Raw genomic sequence first — 18423 nt, 5'->3', positions numbered from 1 at the left:
TCCCGTAAGGAAAGCCAGACATGGCCATGGACGTCATCTCCGTCATCCGCACCAAGCGGGACCGCGGCGAACTCAGCGGTGAGCAGATCGACTGGGTCATCGACGCGTACACGCGCGGCGAGGTGGCGGACGAGCAGATGTCCTCGCTCGCGATGGCGATCCTGCTCAACGGCATGAACCGCGGCGAGATCGCCCGCTGGACCGCCGCGATGATCGCCTCCGGCGAGCGCATGGACTTCTCGTCCCTGTCCCGCCCGACCGCCGACAAGCACTCCACGGGCGGCGTCGGCGACAAGATCACCCTGCCGCTCGCGCCGCTGGTCGCGGCCTGCGGCGCGGCCGTCCCGCAGCTCTCCGGCCGCGGCCTCGGCCACACCGGCGGCACCCTGGACAAGCTGGAGTCCATCCCGGGCTGGCGCGCGCTCCTGTCCAACGAGGAGATGCTGAACGTCCTCGACGGCACCGGCGCGGTGATCTGCGCGGCGGGCGACGGCCTCGCGCCCGCCGACAAGAAGCTGTACGCCCTGCGCGACGTCACCGGCACGGTCGAGGCGATCCCGCTGATCGCATCCTCGATCATGTCCAAGAAGATCGCCGAGGGCACGGGCTCGCTGGTCCTCGACGTGAAGGTGGGCTCGGGCGCCTTCATGAAGACGATCGAGGACGCGCGGGAGCTGGCGTCCACGATGGTCGGCCTCGGCACCGACCACGGCGTGAAGACGGTCGCCCTCCTCACGGACATGGCCACCCCGCTCGGCCGCACGGCGGGCAACGCCCTCGAGGTCCGCGAGTCGGTCGAGGTCCTGGCCGGCGGCGGCCCGGCGGACGTGGTCGAGCTGACGTTGGCCCTGGCCCGCGAGATGCTCGACGCGGCGGGCCTGAAGGACGCCGACCCGGCGAAGGCGCTGGCCGACGGCTCCGCCATGGACGTCTGGCGCCGCATGATCGCGGCCCAGGGCGGCGACCCGGACGCGGCCCTGCCCACGTCGAAGGAGCAGCACGTGGTGAAGGCCGCCTCCTCGGGCGTCCTGACCCGCCTCGACGCCTACGACATCGGCGTCGCCGCCTGGCGCCTGGGCGCTGGCCGCGCCCGCAAGGAGGACCCGGTGCAGGCGGGCGCGGGCATCGAGCTGCACGCCAAGCCCGGCGACACGGTCACCGAGGGCCAGCCCCTCCTCACCCTCCACACGGACACCCCGGACCGCTTCGAGTACGCGCTCGCGGCGGTGGAGGGCTCGTACGACGTCGCGCCGGCGGGTACGGACTTCACCGCCTCGCCGGTGGTGCGGGAACGTATCGCCTGACCTGCGCCCGCGGCCGGAGGCCGCTGATGTCACGGGCCCATTCGGGTGAACGGGATCGGTAGACCTGTGCCGGTCCCGTTCGGCATGCTCGGATCGGTGACGCACCGATGGGAGAACCGCCATGAGCGCACTCACCGTGAGCGACGAGCCCGACCGGAACTGGGACGACCTCGTCCGGTTCTGGGAGGGGATGGAATGGCCCGAGGGCAGCAAGGTGGAGATCATCGAGGGGATCGTCACCGTGTCACCTGCTCCGGCAGTGCCTCACCACGTCGTCGCCGCGCGCATCCATCGGCGCTTGTACTCGGTGATCCCCGAGGATTGGAGGGTCTTCCAGACGCTGGCGATCGCCGTTCCGTCCCGCTTGGGGATGCTCATTCCGGACATCGTGGTGACAGAGCTGCCTGATCACACGGAGTCCGACACCCACATCCCCGCCGCCCTGGCAGAACTCGTCGTCGAGGTCACCTCCAAGTCCAACGCCCGCCACGACCGCATCAGCAAGCCCGCCGCCTACGCCACCGCCGGCATCCCGCTCTACCTACTCGTCGACCGCTGGGCCCCGGGTGGTCCCACAGCGACCCTCTACGGCGAGCCGAAGGAGGATGTCTACCGGGTGCTGAGCGCCGCCAAGTTCGGCGATCCCCTCACCCTCCCCGCCCCCTTCGACCTGGTCATCGACACCGGCGAGTTCCCCGAGGCCTGAGTCACCTCGAACACCGTTCGGCGGACGCCGTTGGTGACGGCGTCCGCCGGGTGTGACTTCGGCACCGGGGGTGCGGGCGTTCAGGCGGAGCTCTTGGCGATCCGCGGGCGGCGCCTGATCTGGCCGGTGCGGGCGGCGTGCCGGAGCAGGAGGACGGTGGGCACCAGGCACACCAGCAGTGCCATCAGGCTGGCCTCCGGTCCGAACGTGCCCCCGGTCAGCAGGGACGAACCGGACAGCGTGGTGTCCAGCAGGCCGTCGGGCGCCGAGTCCGAGCCGGAGAGCACCGCACCGAAGATGCCGGCATGGGTGAAGTTCCAGGCGAAGTGCAGGCCGATCGGCAGCCACAGCGAGCGGCTCACGACGTAGGCGGCGGAGAGCATGACTCCGCCCGTCAGGGCGATCGAGAGCGCGCCCCACAGCGTCGCGTTGGTGTTGACCAGGTGTGTCGCGCCGAACAGTACCGAGGACACGGCCAGCGCGATCACGGTGCCGGTACGTTCCTCCATGATGCGGAACAGGACCCCGCGAAAGAGCGCCTCCTCGGTGACCGCGACGCCCGCCATCATGCCTGCGGTGCCGATGAGCCCGCCGAAGGAGCCCCAGGACAGGTCCTCCCAGCCACCGAACATCCCGATCAGCAGCATCAGGCCGGTGAACGCGCCGAACCCCAACAGCGCCCCGCGCCTCAGCAGGGGCCACTGTCCCGTCTTCGCGAGCTCGGGGACGGTCCGCTGCTCGACGGTCCGGCACAGCCACCGATAGCAGGCCAGCCCGGCGACGGCGAGTCCGATGCCCACCGGCAGTGCGAGGAGCGGGACGGGGGCGACAAGCTGGTTGATCCCGGCGACCGCTGCCATCACACCGATCATCGCGAGCAGGAGAACCGGGAACCGGAACGTGCGCAACCGGCGCCGGCGGGCAGAAGGTCCGGCCTGCTGTGGGGCCCACTGCGGGGTGTTCCTCAAACTGCCCGTGCTCTTCGAAGTGCCCGTGCCGGCCATGGTGTTCGACCCTCTCAGCTTGATTGTCGAGGCGACTGCCCGCGACACAACTGAGACTAGAAACCGGAGCGAGCCGCGACATCCCACCGCAGTGGACACTTGGCGGTAGCTCGCACGGGGGACAAGGCCCACCCCCGCTTGTCAGGTGATCTCTGGCCGCGGGCACCGATGAGTTGCCGGCCCACGCCCGGTCTACCGCTCGTGGACGCCGTGACACCCGCCGTACTCGTGCTGCCGGGGCCCGTCTCCCGAGGGGAGACGCCCCGGCTCTGCGACGAGGTGCGCGCGCTGCTGGAAGCCACCCGGGCCGGGGTGGTCGTCTGCGACGTCGGCGGTCTGGGGCCGCCGGGGCTCGCCGTCGTCGACCTGCTGGCCCGCCTGGAGCTGACCGCCCGGCGGTCCGGTGGCCGCATCCGGCTGCGCGACCCCGACCCGGCCCTGCACTCCCTACTGGACCTCGTCGGTCTCCGCTTCGAGACGGAGCGGCAGGTCGAACAGCGGGAACCACCGCTTGGTGTCGAGGAAGCAGTGGAACCCGGTGATGCGGCCGTCTGAGATCTCCAGCACCTGGACCGCCCACGGCGCGAAGCCGCCCGCCTCCGGGTCCGGCTTGTAGTGCGCGAAGGCCGGCAGCCCGTTGGCCTCCACCCGCACCAGCCGGGAACCGGCGCACGCGGCGCCGAGCGTCGTCATGAAACCGGTGATGTCCGCCGGACCGGCCAGCCACAGGTCGAACGGCGGCATCGTCATGACCGCGTCCTCGTGCAGCAGCGCCGTCAGCGCCGTCATGTCATAGCCCTCGAAGGCCGCGACATACCGCTCCAGGAGCTTCTGCTGCTCCTCGTCCAGCGGGTCCGACACCGCGGCGCCGTCCCCCCGGTCCGCCCGCTCGGCGAGGGTCGCGCGGGCGCGTTGCAGCGCGCTGTTGACGGAGGCGACCGACGTGCCGAGCAGCTCGGCGACCTCGCTCGCCCGCCACGCCAGCACCTCGCGCAGGATCAGCACGGCCCGCTGCTTGGGCGGCAACTGCTGCAGGGCCGCCATGAACGCGAGCCGCACCGACTCCTTGGCGACCGCGGCCTCGGCCGGGTCGGCGACCTGCGGCAGCACGCGGGCGTCCGGCATCGGCTCCAGCCAGGTGTGGTCCGGGCGGGGGGACAGGGCGGCCTGGGCGAGCGGCGTCGAGTCCGTCAGGTCCATCGGACGCGCCCGCTTGTTGCCCGCGGTCAGCATGTCCAGGCAGACGTTGGTCGCGATCCGGTACAGCCACGAGCGCAGGCTGGAGCGGCCCTCGAACTTGTCGTAGCTCCGCCAGGCGCGCACCAGGGTGTCCTGCACCGCGTCCTCGGCCTCGAAGGAGGAACCGAGCATCCGGTAGCAGTACCCCGTCAGCTCGGGTCGGTGCTTCTCCAGCGCGGAGTCCAGCTCCGTCGTCACGGTGCCGTTGGTCATCGTCCACCCACCCCTGTGGCGTGCCGTCGTGCGCGTCTTCGCGCCTCGCACTTCGGAAGCTACCGCAGGCGACTGACAATGGCCTGTGCAGTCAAGAAAGGCGCAGGTCAGCGGGGCACGCCCAGAGCCCCCACCGGGGAGCCGGCGGCCTGGCGGCGGGCGGCCAGCGACCCGGAGACCGTGATCGCGACGACCCCCAGCACCGCCAGCACCCCCACCCCGACCGTCCCGGCCCAGCCGCCGGAGTGGAAGGCCACCGCGCCCACCGTGCTGCCCGCGCTGGAGCCGACGTAGTAGGCGGACTGGTACAGCGCAGCGGCCTGGGCGCGGCCGTGCTGGGCGGTCTTGCCGACCGCCGAGGAGGCCACCGCGTGCCCGGCGAAGAAGCCCGCCGTGATCAGCACCAGGCCCAGCAGGACCAGCGGCAGGGACGGCGCCAGGGACAGCAGCAGCCCCGCCGCCGTCGTACCGCCGCCCAGGTAGAGCGCCCCGCGACGGCCGAGGCGGCCCACCAGGCGGCCCGCGGTCGCCGACGAGACCGTACCGACCAGGTAGACCAGGAAGATCGAGCCGATGAGGCCCTGGGACAGCGAGAACGGCGCCTCCGTCAGGCGGTAGCCGATCACCGTGTAGACGCCGCCGAACACCGTCATGAACAGCGCGCCGATCGCGTACAGGCGGCGCAGCAGCGGGTTGGCGAGGTGGTCGCGGACCGTGCGGACCAAGACCCGCGGACGCAGTGAGCCCGGCGTGAAGTGCCTCGGCGCCGGCAGCAGCAGCCGGAAGGCCACCGCGCACGCCACCGCCAGGAGGCCGATGACACCGACGGCGATCCGCCAGCCCCACTCCTGGGCGACCCACCCGGTGATGACCCGGCCGCTCATCCCGCCCACGCTGTTGCCCGCCACGAACAGGCCGATCGCGGTGACCAGCGCCCGCGGCCGCACCTCCTCCGCGAGGTACGCCGTCGCCGAGGCCGGCAGCCCGGCGAGCGCCGCGCCCTGCACCGCCCGCAGCGCGACCAGCGCCGGCAGCGACGGGGCGAAGGGCACCAGCAGGCCGACGGTCACCGCGACCGCCAGCGAGGCCGTCATGACCGTACGCCGTCCGAAACGCTCCGACAGCGCGCTCATCGGCAGCACGAACACCGCGAGGCCCCCGGTCGCGGCGGCCACCGTCCAGCTCGCGTCGCTCGCCGTGACGCCCATGTCGCCCGAGATCAGCGGCAGCAGGGCCTGCGTGGAGTACAGGAGCGCGAAGGTCGCGACGCCCGCCAGGAACAGCGCGAGACTCATCCGGCGGTAGCCGGGGCCGCCCGGGGCCATGCGCGAGTCGGAGTCGGAGCCGGAGTCGGGGTCGGAGACAGAGACGGAGACTGCGGTGGAGGTGGCGTCCACGACCGGGGACGCCCCGGTATCGGCGGGAGTCATGCCACGAAGGTACGAAGCCCCTTACTCATCCGTCCAATGCATGGAATGGCCATAATCGTTCCCATGGTGCATCAGTCAAGCTCACGGCCCCGCCTGTCACCCTCCGGTGACACAGAAGACATCGTCGCGCTGCTCGCGCCCCGCCTCGCGCACTTCGCCGGTGTGGCCCGCACCGAGCACGTCACCCGGGCCGCCCAGGAGATGAACGTCCCCCAGTCGACCCTCTCCCGCGCCCTCGTACGCCTCGAAGAGGACCTCGGCGTCGACCTGTTCGTGCGCCGCGGCCGCACCCTCGCGCTGACCGTCGCCGGACGCACCTTCCTCGGCTCCGTCGAACGCGCCCTCGCCGAGGTCGAGCGCGCCGCCGACGAGGTCCGCGCCGACGCCGACCCGGCCACCGGCAAGGTCGCCTTCGGCTTCCTGCACACCATGGGCGCCGAAACCGTCCCCGGCCTCCTGCACGCCTTCCGCGCCGACCACCCCCGCGTCCGCTTCAGCCTCGTCCAGAACTACGGCGAGGCCATGCTGGAACGCCTGCGCGCCGGTGAACTCGACCTCTGCCTGACCTCCCCGGTACCGGACGCGCCGGACCTGGTCGCCCGCCGCCTGGACGAGCAGAGGCTGCGCCTGGTCGTCCCGGCCGACCACTCCCTGGCCGGCCGCAGGCGCATCCGCCTCGCCGAGGCCGCCGACGAGATCTTCGTGACCCTGGAGCCCGGCTACGGCCTGCGCCGCATCACCGACGCCCTGTGCAAGGAGGCCGGTTTCCGGCCCAGGGTCGCCTTCGAGGGCGAGGAGGCGGAGACGCTGCGCGGCCTGGTCGCGGCCGGTCTCGGCGTCGCCCTGCTGCCGCCGCCCGCCGTGCCCCGCCCCGGGGTGGTCGAACTGACGGTCACGGCCCCGCGCGCCGCCCGCGAGATCGGCGTGGCCTGGCTGGCGGGCCGCACGGACACGCCACCCGTGGCGGCGTTCAAACAGTTCCTGCTGTCGCGCAGGGGGAGCCTGCTGCCCAAGTGACGTGCGGCCTGCTGCCGAAGACCGGTGTGTGGGTGTGTCGGTGTGTCGGTGTGTGGACAGTCTGTCCCGGCAGAAGCGCCACTTCGGCGGCGTGTCGGCGGCGTGTCGGCGGGACAAACCGTCCAATCACTTCGCCAACAGCGTCCCCCGGCACGGGAGGGCTCAGCGCCGCAACGACTTCCCGAACCCCACCGCCAGCGGCATCCGCAGCCCCAGCGGCGGCGGAGCGGCCAGGGCGTCCTCCACCGGGCGCGAGAAGGACTGCCCGAACAGCACGCCCAGCACGAAGTCCTCGGCCAGCGCGGCCACTTCGCCCCGGTACTGGCGCAGCCCGTGGCCGTCGGAGTGCACCTCGAAACGGCACACGGCGCGGTTCGCCTTCTTCGCCCGGGAAGCCAGCCGGAACGACAGCTCCGGGTCGCTGCGCTCGTCGTTCGTGCCGTGCACGATCAGCACCTGCCGCCCGGCGAGCTGCTTCACCGGTTCGGGTGGCGCGGCCACGTCCTCCTCCGGCAGCCAAGGAGCGATCGCCAGCACCGAGTTGACGGCCTCGTGCCCCGCCGCGCGCAACGCCGCCCGCCCGCCCATGTCGACACCGGCCAGGCAGACGGGAACGTCGCCGTAGCGCCGTACTACCTCGTCGGCGGCCCATTCGGCGTCCTGGGCGAGGTGGGCCTCGGCGCCGTTCCAGCCTCGGTAGCGGTAGTGCACGACGTGCGTGGCCAGACCCTCGCCCCGCCCCGCGCGCGCCAGCCGGCGCCCCAACGTCCGTACGGACGCGGTCGCGAGCAGCGGAGAGGGCCTGCGTCCGGAGATCTCGTCACCCCCGGGGAGCAGCAGCACCACCCCGCTCACCGCCGTCCCCTCCGGACCGAGCGTCCGCCCCAGCCGGGCCCGACGGACCGGCGTCGCTTGCTGTGCCATGGCAGAACATTCTCAGAAGACGGTGTGTACGCCACCTGTCCGCGCAGTCACCGTTACATATCGGCTCGTCCGTACACCGCGACCCCCGCATTCCGCCCGCAGGCCGCCCGCGTTCCGTCCGCGTTCCGTCCGCATGGCCCGGTCCGGGCGTTCGCCCGGTGTTCTACGCGCGTAGGAGTTAGAGTGCGGAAATGACGAGTCAGAGTGCAGCGAAGGGCACGGCGAAGAGCGCGGCGACGAACAACGCGACGGCCGTGAGGACACCGACGCCGGACCGGATCCGCCGGGCGCCGAAGGTGCTGCTGCACGACCATCTCGACGGCGGACTGCGTCCCGGCACGGTCGTCGAACTCGCCCGCGAGACCGGCTACCCGGACCTCCCCGAGACCGACCCCGACCTGCTCGGCACCTGGTTCCGGCAGGCCGCCGACTCCGGCTCGCTCGAGCGGTACCTGGAGACCTTCTCCCACACCGTCGGCGTCATGCAGACCCGCGAGGCCCTGGTCCGGGTCGCCGCCGAGTGTGCCGAGGACCTCGCCGAGGACGGCGTCGTCTACGCCGAGGTGCGGTACGCCCCCGAGCAGCACCTCGAGAAGGGGCTGACCCTCGAAGAGGTCGTCGAGGCCGTCAACGCGGGGTTCCGGGAGGGCGAGCGGCGCGCGCGGGACAACGGCCACCGCATCCGCGTCGGCGCCCTGCTCACCGCGATGCGGCACGCCGCCCGCTCGCTGGAGATCGCCGAACTCGCCAACCGCTACCGCGACCTGGACGTCGGCGGCGGGGGAGTCGTCGGATTCGACATCGCGGGCGCCGAGGCCGGGTACCCGCCCACCCGGCACCTGGACGCCTTCGAGTACCTCAAGCGGGAGAACAACCACTTCACCATCCACGCCGGTGAGGCCTTCGGGCTGCCGTCCATCTGGCAGGCCCTCCAGTGGTGCGGCGCCGACCGGCTCGGGCACGGTGTGCGCATCATCGACGACATCCAGGTCCACGACGACGGCTCGGTCAAGCTCGGCCGGCTCGCCTCCTACGTCCGGGACAAGCGGATCCCGCTGGAGCTGTGCCCCAGCTCCAACCTCCAGACGGGCGCCGCGGACTCCTACGCCGAGCACCCCATCGGACTGCTGCGCCGGCTGCACTTCCGGGCCACCGTCAACACTGACAACCGGCTGATGTCCCACACCAGCATGAGCCGGGAATTCGAGCATCTTGTCGAGGCGTTCGGTTACACGCTCGACGACATGCAGTGGTTCTCCGTCAATGCGATGAAATCAGCGTTCATTCCTTTCGATGAACGACTGGCCATGATCAATGACGTGATCAAGCCCGGATATGCGGAGCTGAAGTCCGAATGGCTGTTCCAGCAGACCGCTTCGACCAGCGGTTCTTCGAAGAACGAGGCTTGATCGGGAGCCGACAGTAGTACGGAAACGCGGACGGGCATTCACCATCCGTCCGCATTTCGATGTTTGCCGCGGGGGGTGCCGCGTGTTTACGGTCAAGGACCGCTCACATCCCCGTCACCCCATTACGAGGACGCATTTTCATGAAGCAGTCTGCTGCCAAGACCCTCGGTGTCGCCGCCCTCGGTGCCGCCTTCGCCGCCGCCGGCGCGGGCGCGGCCACCGCGGCCCCCGAGCTGCCGGACGCCGCGCAGACGGTGGACTCCGTCACCCGCACCCTCCCCGCGGAGACCGTCTCCCAGGTGGCGCCCGGCGCCGGAAACGTGCTGGAGCAGGGCCGCAAGATCTCCCACACCGGTCTGACCGTCGCGCAGCCGGTCGTCGAGCAGGTCGTCGCCGAGCAGCTCGCCGAGGGCCCGACCGAGCCGGTCGCCAAGCTGCTCGGCGGAGTGCCGGTGCAGGGGCTGCCCACGCAGGGCCTGCCGGTCAACGGCCTCCCGCTCGGCGGCTGACCCGCGCCACCCTCCCCACGCGCCGACGGGGCGCACCCGGCGAGACCGGGTGCGCCCCGTCGGCGTACCAGAGGGGGGAGGTACGTGTGCGTGCGTCACCAGGCCGTGCGGGCGGCCTTCTCCTCGGACGGGAGCAGGATCCACAGGGCCAGGTAGAGCAGGAACTGCGGGCCGGGCAGCAGGCAGGAGACCACGAAGATCACCCGCATCGTGGTGGTGGAGGTGCCGAAGCGCCGGGCCAGCGCGGCGCACACTCCGCCGATCATGCGGCCGTTGGTGGGGCGGGCGAGGCGGGACATCGCGGCTCCTTCGTGAGCGTGTGGGTGGGGCTGCCCTCCGGCTTCCCCTTCATCTGCCCTCCACGCTACGGAGACGAACGGAACAAAGCGTCGCTCTACGGTGCGATACCGACCCTGGGAATCGTCGGGGTCCGACCCTGACCGGGCTCCTCCTGGAGGACGCCCGCCGCACCGTCCCGCCGGTACCTGCGGCGGAGCCGGACCCGGCCCGCCGGAACGACGGCGAGGTGCACCAGGGCCACGCCCAGCGTGTTCAGCAGCACCGAGTCCACGTCGACGACCTGACCGGGCACCCCGGTCTGCAGCAGCTCGATGCCCAGCGACAGCAGGGCGCCCGCGGCCATGGTGCGCAGCAGGGAGGCCAGCGGCGACACGGCCAGCCGCCCGCCGGCCATCGGCAGCAGCACGCCGAGCGGCGCCAGCAGGGCGAGCGCCCCACCCAGCGACCGCACCGCCTCGGGCCGGCCCAGCGCCAGGTCGGCGCGGATCCCGGCGAACGGCTGCAGGTTGGGAGGCAGCACCCAGGGAACGTCCAGTGGCCGCAGCGTGTACCAGGCGACGAACGCGAGATGTGCGACCAGGAGAACACTTCCTGTCACACGGATGCGGAGCGCGGCGCTGCCGCCGAGGAACCCATGACGCTGCACGTCCCCCTAGACGCGCCCTTCGCCGCGCGCGGTTCCGGCCTCTCACACGCAAGGGTGAGGCTTGCGCCACATGGCCCCCACGTGGCCGCCACACGACCCCCGCGCCGCACCCGGGACACGCCTGCGAACCCTGCCGCCGGCCGTCGGGTCAGCCTCCTTCAGTCGCCGCCGACCTCGGAGGCCGGCGGTTCGTTGCTGCCGGGCCGGGCCCGGACCTCGTCCGTACAGGCGTAACGGCGGGCGGACCGGTCGGTGGGACCGGCCAGGACGACGGACCCGTCGCCCTCGGCCGCGGCCGAGTCGGAGAAGGTGCACACGACCTGGGCGAGGGCGTACGACGTGAGGTCGTCGGGATCGGTACTCAGCCGCAGCGTGTCCTCGGGGTCGCCGGAGCGCGGGCCGGTCACGGTGATCCCGCGGCGCACGTCCGACGTGTACCCGGCCTCCTTCTCCGCGGCCGACGGCTGCTCGGCCAGCTCGTTCAGCAGCCCCTGGGCCACCTGGACCCGCCGCCCGGAGTCCGACGCGCCGTCCGGCACCCGCACCGTGCGGTCCACGGCCACCAGCGACGAGCCGCACAGCAGGAACACCTGCGCCGGCAGACCGGGCGTGGCCCGCGTCGACACGTCCGGCTCGGCGAGCGAGCAGCGCACCCGCGAGGGCGCGGGACCGTAGTCCGTGGGCACCTCCGTGGCGCGGATGCCGCACCCGGCCAGCAGTGCGGCCAGTGCCACGAGCCCGGAGAGGGCCGGCAGCCGGCGTACGGTCATCAGACCTGTCCCTTCGCGTCCTTGCCCTGGTGCTCGGTGTCTTCGGTGTCCTCGCCGTCCTCGTCGGCGGCCGGGGACGGGTCCTGCGGCAGCCGCAGCGTGAACACCGCACCACCCTCCGGGGAGTTCGCGGCGGTGATCCCACCGCCGTGGATGTGCGCGTTCTCCAGGGCGATGGACAGGCCGAGCCCGCTGCCCTCGGAGCGCGGCCGGGAGGCGCTCGCCTTGTAGAAACGGTCGAAGACGTGCGGCAGGACGTCCTCGGGGATGCCGGGCCCGTTGTCCCGCACCTGGATGACGACCTCGTCGTCGGCCCGCGACACCGACACCCTGACCGGCGACCCGCCGTGCTTGAGCGCGTTGCCGATCAGGTTGGCGAGGATCACGTCCAGGCGCCGCGGGTCAAGCCGGGCGTGGATGCCCCGCTCGGCGTCCAGGTCGACGGCGTCCAGCCAGGCGCGGGCGTCGATGCAGGCGGTGATCTGGTCGGCGACGTCGACGTCGTCCAGGACCAGCCGGGCGGTGCCCGCGTCGAAGCGGGTGACCTCCATCAGGTTCTCCACGAGGTCGTTCAGCCGCCGCGTCTCGCTGACCACCAGCCGTACGGCGGGCTCGACCATCGGGTCGAAACTCCCGCCCTCGCCCTCGAACTGCAGCTCGTCCTCCAGCACCTCCGTCACGGCGGTGATCGCCGTCAGCGGTGTCCGCAGCTCATGGCTCATGTCCGCGACGAAGCGCCGGGACGCCTGCTCCCGTCCCGCCATGTCAGCGACCCGCTTCTCCAGCGCCTCGGCGGCGCTGTTGAACGTCCGGGACAGATCGGCCAGTTCGTCGGTGCCGGACACCCGCAGCCGGGTGTCCAGTTTCCCCTCGCCCAGGCGCCGTGCCGCGACCCCGAGCCGGTGCACGGGCTTCAGCACGGTCGTCGCCAGGGCCTGTGCGAGCAGTGCGGAACCGAGCAGGGCGAGTGCGGTGGCGATCCCCAGCGACCAGGCGAGCGAGTTCAGGTCCTTGGCCTCCGGTTCCAGTGACTTGAGCATGTAGCCCGTCGGCCCGCCGCCGATCACCTTCGTGCCGGCCACCAGGTACGGGGTGTCGTCGTCGGTGATCCGCTGCCAGTACAGGTGGTACGGGTGCTTGTTGGCCGAGGTGGCCTTCTGCTCCTTGTTCACCGCCGTGCGCAGCGACTCGGGCACGTCGGACAGCGCGAAGCCGCCCAGGCCGCCGGAGCTGCCGTACACGGAGCCGCCGTCGGCGTCCTCGGCGACCAGCAGCACGCTGAACCGCTGGCTGCTGTTGGCCATCTGCCCCGCCGTGTGCTGCAACTCGTCCTGCGTGGGGTGCTCGGGCAGCGCGCCCGCCCGGTTCTGCATCTCCTGCTCGAAGTCGCGCAGCACCGCGTCCTGGGTGCGGGTGAGCACCGCCTCCCGGTTCAGCCAGTACGCGATGCCGGACGCGGACACGGCGGCGGTGAGCGCGACCAGACCGAAGACGAGGACCAGCCTGAGGCGCAGGCTGGTGAAGCGCAGCCAGGACCAGACTCCCTTGCGAGCCGCGGCCCAGCCGCGGGTACTCCCCTGGTGTTCCTTCGTCACTGAGGCGGATCCAGCCGGTAGCCGACACCCCGCACGGTACGGATCAGGGTCGGGGACGACGGCACGTCCTCGACCTTGGCGCGCAGCCGCTGCACGCAGGCGTCCACCAGCCGGGAGTCACCGAGGTAGTCGTGCTCCCACACCAGCCGCAGCAACTGCTGCCGGGACAGCGCCTGCCCCGGCCGCCGGCTCAGCTCCAGCAGCAGCCGCAGCTCGGTCGGCGTGAGCTGGAGGTCCTCGCCGTTCTTCGTCACGGTCATCGCCGAACGGTCGATGACCAGGCTGCCGAAGCTCGCCGAGTCGGTGGACTCCCGTTCCCCGCGCCGCAGCACGGCCCGGATCCGGGCGTCAAGCACCCGGCCCTGGACGGGTTTGACGACGTAGTCGTCGGCGCCCGACTCGAGACCGACGACCACGTCGATGTCGTCGTTGCGCGCGGTCAGCAGGATGATCGGCAACTGGTCGGTGCGCCGGATACGACGGCACACCTCGAAACCGTCGATGCCGGGCAGCATCACGTCCAGCACGATCAGGTCCGGCCGCTGCTCGCGCAGAAGCTTCAGACCGTCCTCACCACTGGCAGCGGTGGCCACCCGGTGGCCCTGGCGGGTCAGAGAGAGCTCCAGGGCCGTACGGATGGCGTCGTCGTCCTCGATCAGCAACAGGGAAGGCACGCGCTCATTCTGGCCCATGGAGGGGGTGGTGTTCGACCTGTGGGTGCGGATGGGGCCGGACGATGCCGCCGGACCCTGTGAAGGAACGGTGGTCCAGCGGTGACGGGACCCCTGTGACAGCCCTGTGACAGTCGGCGGACACGGCCATGAAGTCGCCGGGGCAAGCTTTTCGTCACAAGCAACACAGCAAGTCGCACCACAGCAGGTCGCACCACGGCAAGTCGCAGTACGGCAGACCGAACACCGGAAGTCCACGACGGGAGGCGCGAGATGAACACGCTGCAGGGCATCAACACCAGCGCAGTGGTCACGCGTCTGCACGACGTGCACGCACACCGGGGTTCCGAGAAGTCCGGTGCCGTGAGCGGGCGGGGGTGCGCTCGCGGCACCGGGCGTCAGCACACCGCGTACATGACGGTGGTTGACGCGCAGACGGGGGAAACGGGGAACACGGGGGTCACGGGGGACACGGAGGTTCAGGGGGAGCGCCCTTCCCTGTCGGAGGCGGAGTTCACCGCCTACGTCCAGGAGCGGCGCTCCTCCCTGTACGCCACCGCCTACCACCTCACCGGCGACCGCTTCGAGGCCGAGGACCTGCTGCAGAGCGCGCTGTTCTCGACCTACCGGGCGTGGGACCGGATCAGTGACAAGGCGGCGGTCGGCGGCTACCTCCGCCGCACCATGACCAACCTGCACATCAGCGCCTGGCGGCGCCGCAAGCTCAACGAGTACCCGACCGAGGAACTGCCGGAGACGCCCGGCAACATGGACGCGATGCGCGGCACCGAACTGCGTACGGTCCTGTGGCAGGCGCTGGCCCGGCTGCCCGAGCTCCAGCGCACCATGCTGGTCCTGCGCTACTACGAGGGCCGCACGGACCCGGAGATCGCGGACATCCTCGACATCAGTGTCGGCACGGTGAAGTCCAGCATCTGGCGGTCGCTCCGCCGGCTGCGCGAGGACGAGGTCCTCAGCTTCGGCCGTGACCGGGAGGACGCCTTCGGCGAACTGGTCGCCTGAAGGTACGGGCCGAGAAGGCGGGCCCGAGGGGTGGGGGCCCCGCGAAAAAAGTTCGAGCCCGGGTGTATCACGGGGGCCGGGCCGGACTCTTACTCACGGGGAAGCACCACGGGGGAAACACGGGGGACACGGGGATCACGGGGGATCCACGGGGGAGTGGAAAGGGAGCGGGACTGGAGGGCCGGGGGGTCCATCCAGTCCCGCTCTTTCGTGTCGACCGCCGAAGGCGATGCCCATGGGGCACGGAAGGCGGGATCGCGGGCAGAGTGCACGAGCGGCTCTCATCCATCCGTCGCTCTGAGTGCGTGGGCGCACTCGGGTGGAGGATTGCGGGTGGTGGTGATCACGCCGTCGAGCCGGTCACGCGCGGCGAGGAGTTCGGTGATCCGTCCGCTGATCCGCGCGCGCTCGCCCTCCAACTGATCGAGCAGGCCCGGCGCCACCGTGCCGGAGTACACGCTTCGCAGCACCTCCCGCACAGACCTGCTCGGCAGCCCGGCGGCGAACAACTGCTGGATCAGCCGCACCCGGTCGACAGCAGAGCCCGGATACTGACGCTGCCCGCCGGAGCTTCGCTCGGCCTGCAACAGGTCCCGCTCCTCGTAGTAGCGCAGAGCCCTCACGCTCACCCCGGCCTGGTGGGCCACCTCACCGATCCGCACGCGTCCTCCTCCCTCTCCCGGCTGACGCCTCGACTTGCACCTCACGTCAACGTCAGGTTTTAGCGTAGTCGACGTCAAGGCATACCAAGCCGTCCAGACGAACAAGGCAGGTCATCATGCGCGCAGCCCGCTACCACGAGTACGGCGGCACGGACACCCTCGTCGTCGAGCAGGCCCCGGACCCGCTGCCCGGCCCCGGAGAGATCCGCGTCCGTGTCGCGGCGGCGAGCGTCAACCCCGTCGACTGGAAGGTGCGCAACGGATCGGTGCGCGACTTCCTCACCGTCGATCTGCCGGCGATCCCGGGACGCGACGTCGTGGGTCTGGTGGACCGGATCGGCGATGGGGTCAGCTCGGCCGCCATCGGGGACCGCGTCTTCGGCCTGGGCGGAGTGACGGGCGCGACGGCCGAGCTGGCGGTCCTCTCGGCCTGGGCTCCCGCCCCCGCCAACTGGAGCGACGAGGAGGCTGCCGCGGCCGGCCTGGCGTCCGTGACGGCGCTGGGCGGACTCAAGGCGCTCGGCCGGCTGGAGGGCCGCACCCTGCTGATCGAGGGGGCTGCCGGAGGAGTCGGCGGCGCGGCGGTCGAGATCGCCCGCGCTCTGGGGGCCACCGTGATCGGGACGGCCAGTGAGCGCAACCACGCGTATCTCACCTCCCTGGGCGCCCTTCCCGTCACCTACGGTGCGGGCCTCGCGGAACGTCTCGCCGGCCTGGCCCCGAACGGGGTCGACCTCGTCCTCGATGCCGCCGCTTCCGGCTCCCTGGCCGATCTCGTCGAGATCGCCGGCGACCCGGACCGCGTGGTGACGGTCGCCGACTTTGTGAACGCGCAGGGTCTGGGCGTCCGGTTGGCCAACGCGGTCAACGACTCCACGCTCCTGGCCGAAGCGGGCGCCCTCGGCGAGCAGGGCCGCTACGTGCCCCGCATCGAACAGACCTACCCCCTGGAGGAGATCGCGCAGGCCCACGCGCACTCCGAGCGCGGACACGTCCGGGGAAAGATCGTGGTCACCATCTGATCCCAACTGCTGCCGTACACCGCGGCGGCGGAGTCAGCCCCGGCCGGGCGGCGAGTGGTGGCGCCTCGCACAGAGGGCTCCGGAACGCCGCAAGGTCGCCGGCATGCGCCTCTAGGCCGCTGTACGGGCCGTGGCGCACCGGCCCGCCGCCGCGGCGGCCAGGCGGCCCATGGCCTCGTCCCGGTCGCAGGCGTGCGCGCCCAGGGCCGTCTGCCGGGCGATGAGTGACCGCTCCTGCCGCATCAGCCGCCAGCCCCTGCGCAGCAGGAACGGCACCGACTTGCGGCTCTCGCGCACATCCCGCAGGAACCGGCGGCGGAAGGTCGTCAGCGGGCCCCGGCTCAGGCACAGCGCGTCGGCCAGTACGCCCAGTTCCCGGCAGCGGTCCACCAGTTCGGCGGCGAAGATCCCCTCCGCGAGGAACAGCGGCGTCCGCCCGATGTCGACGGTCTCCTCGCCGGTGCGGGCACTCAGCGAGATGTCGTAGACGGGCACGTCGGTACGCCCCGTGCGGCACAGCTCCTGGATGGCGGCGACCGCCGCGTCCGCGTCCCACGACGCCGGGTGGTCCCAGTCGATGTCGGAACTCGCGGGCACCGTCGGCAGCGTCGGGTCGGTGCCCTCCTTGTAGAAGTCGTCGAGGCGCAGCACCGGGAGGCCGGAGCGCGCGGCGAGGAGGGACTTGCCGGAGCCGGAGGGGCCGCAGAGCAGCACGACTCGCGTCGGTATGGGCGGATGGGAGCTCACGGGACACCAGTCTGCGGCATCGAACGGCCGCTGCGACCCCCCCAGGGTCGACTTTGCAGTGTGCGTCTCATCTGGATCGCGCTGCGCGGTGACCTGATCACGGTGCGCACTGTTATCAGGGCAGTCCGTAGCAATCCACACCAAGAGGTGGCAGTAGCGATGGCCCGACACGCGTCCCCCCGCACACCGCACGCACAGCGCGCCCAGCGAGCCCTGGTCGTCCTCGCGACCGCCGGTGCCGCCCTGGCCGCAGGAGCGGCGACGGCTTCGGCGGACAGCGGCGAAACGATCGCCGGCCTGGCCCACACCCGTCCCACCTCGCTGGGCAACATCGACCCGCAGGCCGGCCTGGCGGCCCTGACCGGCACCGTCGGCTACGTCACCGGCCCGGTCGCCGACCTCAAGCCCAACCCGCTGGCCGGCACCGGCGTCGACCCGCTGGACAACGGCGTCGGCACCAAGGTCGCCGACTTCCAGCCGCTGACCTCGACGGCCCTGACGGGGCCGGTCGCGCAGGCGCAGTCGCTGGGCGCGGTGCCGGTGGTGGGGCAGGTTACGGAACTACTGCGCTGACGCACTCGGCGCACCTCGGGCCGCGATCTCCGAGCGGGAGGTCGCGGCCCTTTGGTCGGTGCGCGTGGTTCAGGCTGTCCGGCCGAGGTGGGTCACCAGGATGCGAATGACGTCATGGTCGATGGCGTACAGAACCCGGTATTCACCGATGTGCAGTCGACGGAGGTCGGCTGATCCGTACGGAACCGAACCCGCGGGGCGGGGGTCGTCCGCCAGCTTGTCGACGGTGTCCAGCACCAGGGCAAGGCCGTTTGCGTCGTCCTTCAGAAACCGGGCAGCGGCGTTCAGGGCCTGCGGTTCGAAGATGATCTCGTAGGTCACTTCTGCTCAAGCCCCAGCCGCCTCCGCACCTCGGCCATGGGGATGCCTTCTCCGAGGGTCCCCTCCGCCTTGCGCCGCTGGTAGTCGGCCACTGCCAGTGCGTCCTCCAGATCCTCTATCACCTGAGGCGACACAAGAAGGGCGGCGACGTGCCCGTGGTCGGTGAGGGCGATGGTCTCGCGGCCGTGAGCGGCGCGGCGCACGAGGTCGCCGAGCTGGGAGCGGGCGGCACTGATGGCGATCTCGGTCATGCCCACATGGTTACTCAAGAGCAATCTTGTGGTCAATTCCGGGGCGGTGTCGAGATGTGATGCAGTCATGTCTGGTGAACGAGTGAC

Annotated in this window: 22 protein-coding genes; 9 read left to right on the top strand and 13 right to left on the bottom strand. The window is 71.5% G+C overall.

Annotated features, from left to right (window positions below; translation table 11 throughout):
• Positions 1-26 precede the first annotated feature (26 nt).
• Positions 27-1304: a thymidine phosphorylase gene (locus KUM40_RS01080; RefSeq protein WP_217161857.1), complete on the top strand. Its 1278-nt coding sequence runs from the start codon at positions 27-29 to the stop codon at positions 1302-1304.
• Positions 1305-1425: 121 nt separating this feature from the next.
• Positions 1426-2010 carry a Uma2 family endonuclease gene (locus KUM40_RS01075; RefSeq protein WP_217161794.1) on the top strand — a complete coding sequence of 195 codons (585 nt, stop codon included), beginning with the start codon at positions 1426-1428 and terminating at the stop codon, positions 2008-2010.
• An 80-nt stretch (positions 2011-2090) separates the two neighbouring features.
• Here KUM40_RS01075 and KUM40_RS01070 read toward each other — a convergent pair whose 3' ends face one another.
• On the bottom strand, positions 2091-2870 hold the full coding sequence (locus tag KUM40_RS01070; protein ID WP_254394332.1) for a CPBP family intramembrane glutamic endopeptidase: 780 nt from the start codon (positions 2868-2870) through the stop codon (positions 2091-2093).
• Between the two features lie 312 nt (positions 2871-3182).
• Between KUM40_RS01070 and KUM40_RS01065 the strand changes: the two genes are divergently transcribed.
• The gene (locus KUM40_RS01065) at positions 3183-3569 is read left to right on the top strand and encodes an STAS domain-containing protein (RefSeq protein ID WP_217161790.1); all 387 of its coding nucleotides are present in this window, start codon (positions 3183-3185) and stop codon (positions 3567-3569) included.
• Here the strand turns inward: KUM40_RS01065 and KUM40_RS01060 are convergent.
• Both KUM40_RS01060 and KUM40_RS01055 read right to left on the bottom strand, forming a co-directional pair.
• Entirely contained in the window at positions 3462-4466 is a 1005-nt protein-coding gene (locus tag KUM40_RS01060) for a sigma-70 family RNA polymerase sigma factor (RefSeq protein ID WP_217161788.1), read from the bottom strand. The genes KUM40_RS01065 and KUM40_RS01060 overlap by 108 nt on opposite strands.
• A gap of 107 nt (positions 4467-4573) precedes the next feature.
• Positions 4574-5896, bottom strand: a complete 1323-nt coding sequence (locus tag KUM40_RS01055) for an MFS transporter (protein WP_217161786.1) — start codon at positions 5894-5896, stop codon at positions 4574-4576.
• A gap of 63 nt (positions 5897-5959) precedes the next feature.
• Between KUM40_RS01055 and KUM40_RS01050 the strand changes: the two genes are divergently transcribed.
• Positions 5960-6913: a LysR family transcriptional regulator gene (locus KUM40_RS01050; RefSeq protein WP_217161784.1), complete on the top strand. Its 954-nt coding sequence runs from the start codon at positions 5960-5962 to the stop codon at positions 6911-6913.
• Between the two features lie 162 nt (positions 6914-7075).
• On the opposite strand, the gene KUM40_RS01045 is transcribed toward KUM40_RS01050, so the two are convergent.
• On the bottom strand, positions 7076-7837 hold the full coding sequence (locus KUM40_RS01045) for an alpha/beta fold hydrolase (protein ID WP_217161782.1): 762 nt from the start codon (positions 7835-7837) through the stop codon (positions 7076-7078).
• 191 nt (positions 7838-8028) lie between these two features.
• On the opposite strand from KUM40_RS01045, the gene KUM40_RS01040 reads away from it, so the two are divergent.
• Entirely contained in the window at positions 8029-9246 is a 1218-nt protein-coding gene (locus KUM40_RS01040; RefSeq protein ID WP_217161780.1) for an adenosine deaminase, read from the top strand.
• Positions 9247-9386: 140 nt separating this feature from the next.
• Entirely contained in the window at positions 9387-9755 is a 369-nt protein-coding gene (locus tag KUM40_RS01035) for an ATP-binding protein (protein WP_217161778.1), read from the top strand.
• Between the two features lie 95 nt (positions 9756-9850).
• Here the strand turns inward: KUM40_RS01035 and KUM40_RS01030 are convergent, their stop codons facing one another.
• The 5 genes from KUM40_RS01030 to afsQ1 all read right to left on the bottom strand — a co-directional run bounded on the left by KUM40_RS01030 (position 9851) and on the right by afsQ1 (position 13740).
• Positions 9851-10054 (bottom strand): PspC domain-containing protein, encoded by a 204-nt coding sequence (locus KUM40_RS01030; protein WP_217161776.1) that lies wholly within the window; start codon positions 10052-10054, stop codon positions 9851-9853.
• Positions 10055-10149: 95 nt separating this feature from the next.
• A complete protein-coding gene (locus tag KUM40_RS01025) occupies positions 10150-10701 on the bottom strand; it encodes a VanZ family protein (RefSeq protein WP_217161774.1) in 552 nt (183 codons plus the stop codon).
• Between the two features lie 158 nt (positions 10702-10859).
• On the bottom strand, positions 10860-11471 hold the full coding sequence (locus KUM40_RS01020) for a hypothetical protein (protein ID WP_217161772.1): 612 nt from the start codon (positions 11469-11471) through the stop codon (positions 10860-10862).
• Positions 11471-13066: a HAMP domain-containing sensor histidine kinase gene (locus KUM40_RS01015; protein WP_217161770.1), complete on the bottom strand. Its 1596-nt coding sequence runs from the start codon at positions 13064-13066 to the stop codon at positions 11471-11473. The genes KUM40_RS01020 and KUM40_RS01015 overlap by 1 nt, the downstream gene beginning before the upstream one ends.
• Positions 13063-13740, bottom strand: a complete 678-nt coding sequence (gene afsQ1 / locus KUM40_RS01010) for a two-component system response regulator AfsQ1 (RefSeq protein WP_003974066.1) — start codon at positions 13738-13740, stop codon at positions 13063-13065. The genes KUM40_RS01015 and afsQ1 overlap by 4 nt, the downstream gene beginning before the upstream one ends.
• Before the next feature lie 270 nt (positions 13741-14010).
• Between afsQ1 and KUM40_RS01005 the strand changes: the two genes are divergently transcribed.
• Positions 14011-14760, top strand: a complete 750-nt coding sequence (locus KUM40_RS01005; protein WP_217161768.1) for a SigE family RNA polymerase sigma factor — start codon at positions 14011-14013, stop codon at positions 14758-14760.
• A gap of 281 nt (positions 14761-15041) precedes the next feature.
• Here the strand turns inward: KUM40_RS01005 and KUM40_RS01000 are convergent, their stop codons facing one another.
• Complete coding sequence (locus KUM40_RS01000; protein WP_217161766.1) at positions 15042-15422, bottom strand: MerR family transcriptional regulator; 381 nt, start codon at positions 15420-15422, stop codon at positions 15042-15044.
• Between the two features lie 116 nt (positions 15423-15538).
• On the opposite strand from KUM40_RS01000, the gene KUM40_RS00995 reads away from it, so the two are divergent.
• Positions 15539-16444 carry an NADP-dependent oxidoreductase gene (locus KUM40_RS00995; protein WP_217161764.1) on the top strand — a complete coding sequence of 302 codons (906 nt, stop codon included), beginning with the start codon at positions 15539-15541 and terminating at the stop codon, positions 16442-16444.
• Positions 16445-16555: 111 nt separating this feature from the next.
• On the opposite strand, the gene KUM40_RS00990 is transcribed toward KUM40_RS00995, so the two are convergent.
• Positions 16556-17191 carry a uridine kinase gene (locus tag KUM40_RS00990; RefSeq protein WP_308401027.1) on the bottom strand — a complete coding sequence of 212 codons (636 nt, stop codon included), beginning with the start codon at positions 17189-17191 and terminating at the stop codon, positions 16556-16558.
• A gap of 159 nt (positions 17192-17350) precedes the next feature.
• Between KUM40_RS00990 and KUM40_RS00985 the strand changes: the two genes are divergently transcribed.
• Positions 17351-17764: a hypothetical protein gene (locus KUM40_RS00985; RefSeq protein WP_217161762.1), complete on the top strand. Its 414-nt coding sequence runs from the start codon at positions 17351-17353 to the stop codon at positions 17762-17764.
• A gap of 69 nt (positions 17765-17833) precedes the next feature.
• Here the strand turns inward: KUM40_RS00985 and KUM40_RS00980 are convergent, their stop codons facing one another.
• Together KUM40_RS00980 and KUM40_RS00975 are read right to left on the bottom strand one after the other, a co-directional pair.
• The gene (locus KUM40_RS00980) at positions 17834-18085 is read right to left on the bottom strand and encodes a type II toxin-antitoxin system RelE/ParE family toxin (protein WP_217161761.1); all 252 of its coding nucleotides are present in this window, start codon (positions 18083-18085) and stop codon (positions 17834-17836) included.
• Complete coding sequence (locus KUM40_RS00975; protein ID WP_217161759.1) at positions 18082-18336, bottom strand: type II toxin-antitoxin system Phd/YefM family antitoxin; 255 nt, start codon at positions 18334-18336, stop codon at positions 18082-18084. Before KUM40_RS00975 ends, KUM40_RS00980 begins: the two co-directional genes overlap by 4 nt.
• Between the last annotated feature and the right edge of the window lie 87 nt (positions 18337-18423).

Source organism: Streptomyces sp. AC512_CC834 (assembly GCF_019049325.1).
Lineage (GTDB): Bacteria > Actinomycetota > Actinomycetes > Streptomycetales > Streptomycetaceae > Streptomyces.
The sequence above is the reverse complement of the archived record's forward strand: the minus strand, read 5'-3'. Positions and strand labels throughout refer to the sequence as shown.

Excerpts from the sequence above, each read along its gene's own strand:
- KUM40_RS01080 (WP_217161857.1), top strand. The coding sequence starts at position 27 with ATGGACGTCATCTCCGTCATCCGCACCAAGCGGGACCGCGGCGAACTC.
- KUM40_RS01035 (WP_217161778.1), top strand. The coding sequence starts at position 9,387 with ATGAAGCAGTCTGCTGCCAAGACCCTCGGTGTCGCCGCCCTCGGTGCC.
- KUM40_RS01075 (WP_217161794.1), top strand. The coding sequence starts at position 1,426 with ATGAGCGCACTCACCGTGAGCGACGAGCCCGACCGGAACTGGGACGAC.
- KUM40_RS00975 (WP_217161759.1), bottom strand. The coding sequence starts at position 18,336 with ATGACCGAGATCGCCATCAGTGCCGCCCGCTCCCAGCTCGGCGACCTC.
- KUM40_RS01005 (WP_217161768.1), top strand. The coding sequence starts at position 14,011 with ATGAACACGCTGCAGGGCATCAACACCAGCGCAGTGGTCACGCGTCTG.
- KUM40_RS01030 (WP_217161776.1), bottom strand. The coding sequence starts at position 10,054 with ATGTCCCGCCTCGCCCGCCCCACCAACGGCCGCATGATCGGCGGAGTG.
- KUM40_RS01050 (WP_217161784.1), top strand. The coding sequence starts at position 5,960 with ATGGTGCATCAGTCAAGCTCACGGCCCCGCCTGTCACCCTCCGGTGAC.
- KUM40_RS00985 (WP_217161762.1), top strand. The coding sequence starts at position 17,351 with ATGGCCCGACACGCGTCCCCCCGCACACCGCACGCACAGCGCGCCCAG.
- KUM40_RS01065 (WP_217161790.1), top strand. The coding sequence starts at position 3,183 with ATGAGTTGCCGGCCCACGCCCGGTCTACCGCTCGTGGACGCCGTGACA.
- KUM40_RS01055 (WP_217161786.1), bottom strand. The coding sequence starts at position 5,896 with ATGACTCCCGCCGATACCGGGGCGTCCCCGGTCGTGGACGCCACCTCC.
- KUM40_RS01045 (WP_217161782.1), bottom strand. The coding sequence starts at position 7,837 with ATGGCACAGCAAGCGACGCCGGTCCGTCGGGCCCGGCTGGGGCGGACG.
- KUM40_RS00995 (WP_217161764.1), top strand. The coding sequence starts at position 15,539 with ATGCGCGCAGCCCGCTACCACGAGTACGGCGGCACGGACACCCTCGTC.
- KUM40_RS01040 (WP_217161780.1), top strand. The coding sequence starts at position 8,029 with ATGACGAGTCAGAGTGCAGCGAAGGGCACGGCGAAGAGCGCGGCGACG.
- KUM40_RS01020 (WP_217161772.1), bottom strand. The coding sequence starts at position 11,471 with ATGACCGTACGCCGGCTGCCGGCCCTCTCCGGGCTCGTGGCACTGGCC.
- KUM40_RS01060 (WP_217161788.1), bottom strand. The coding sequence starts at position 4,466 with ATGACCAACGGCACCGTGACGACGGAGCTGGACTCCGCGCTGGAGAAG.
- KUM40_RS01070 (WP_254394332.1), bottom strand. The coding sequence starts at position 2,870 with ATGGCAGCGGTCGCCGGGATCAACCAGCTTGTCGCCCCCGTCCCGCTC.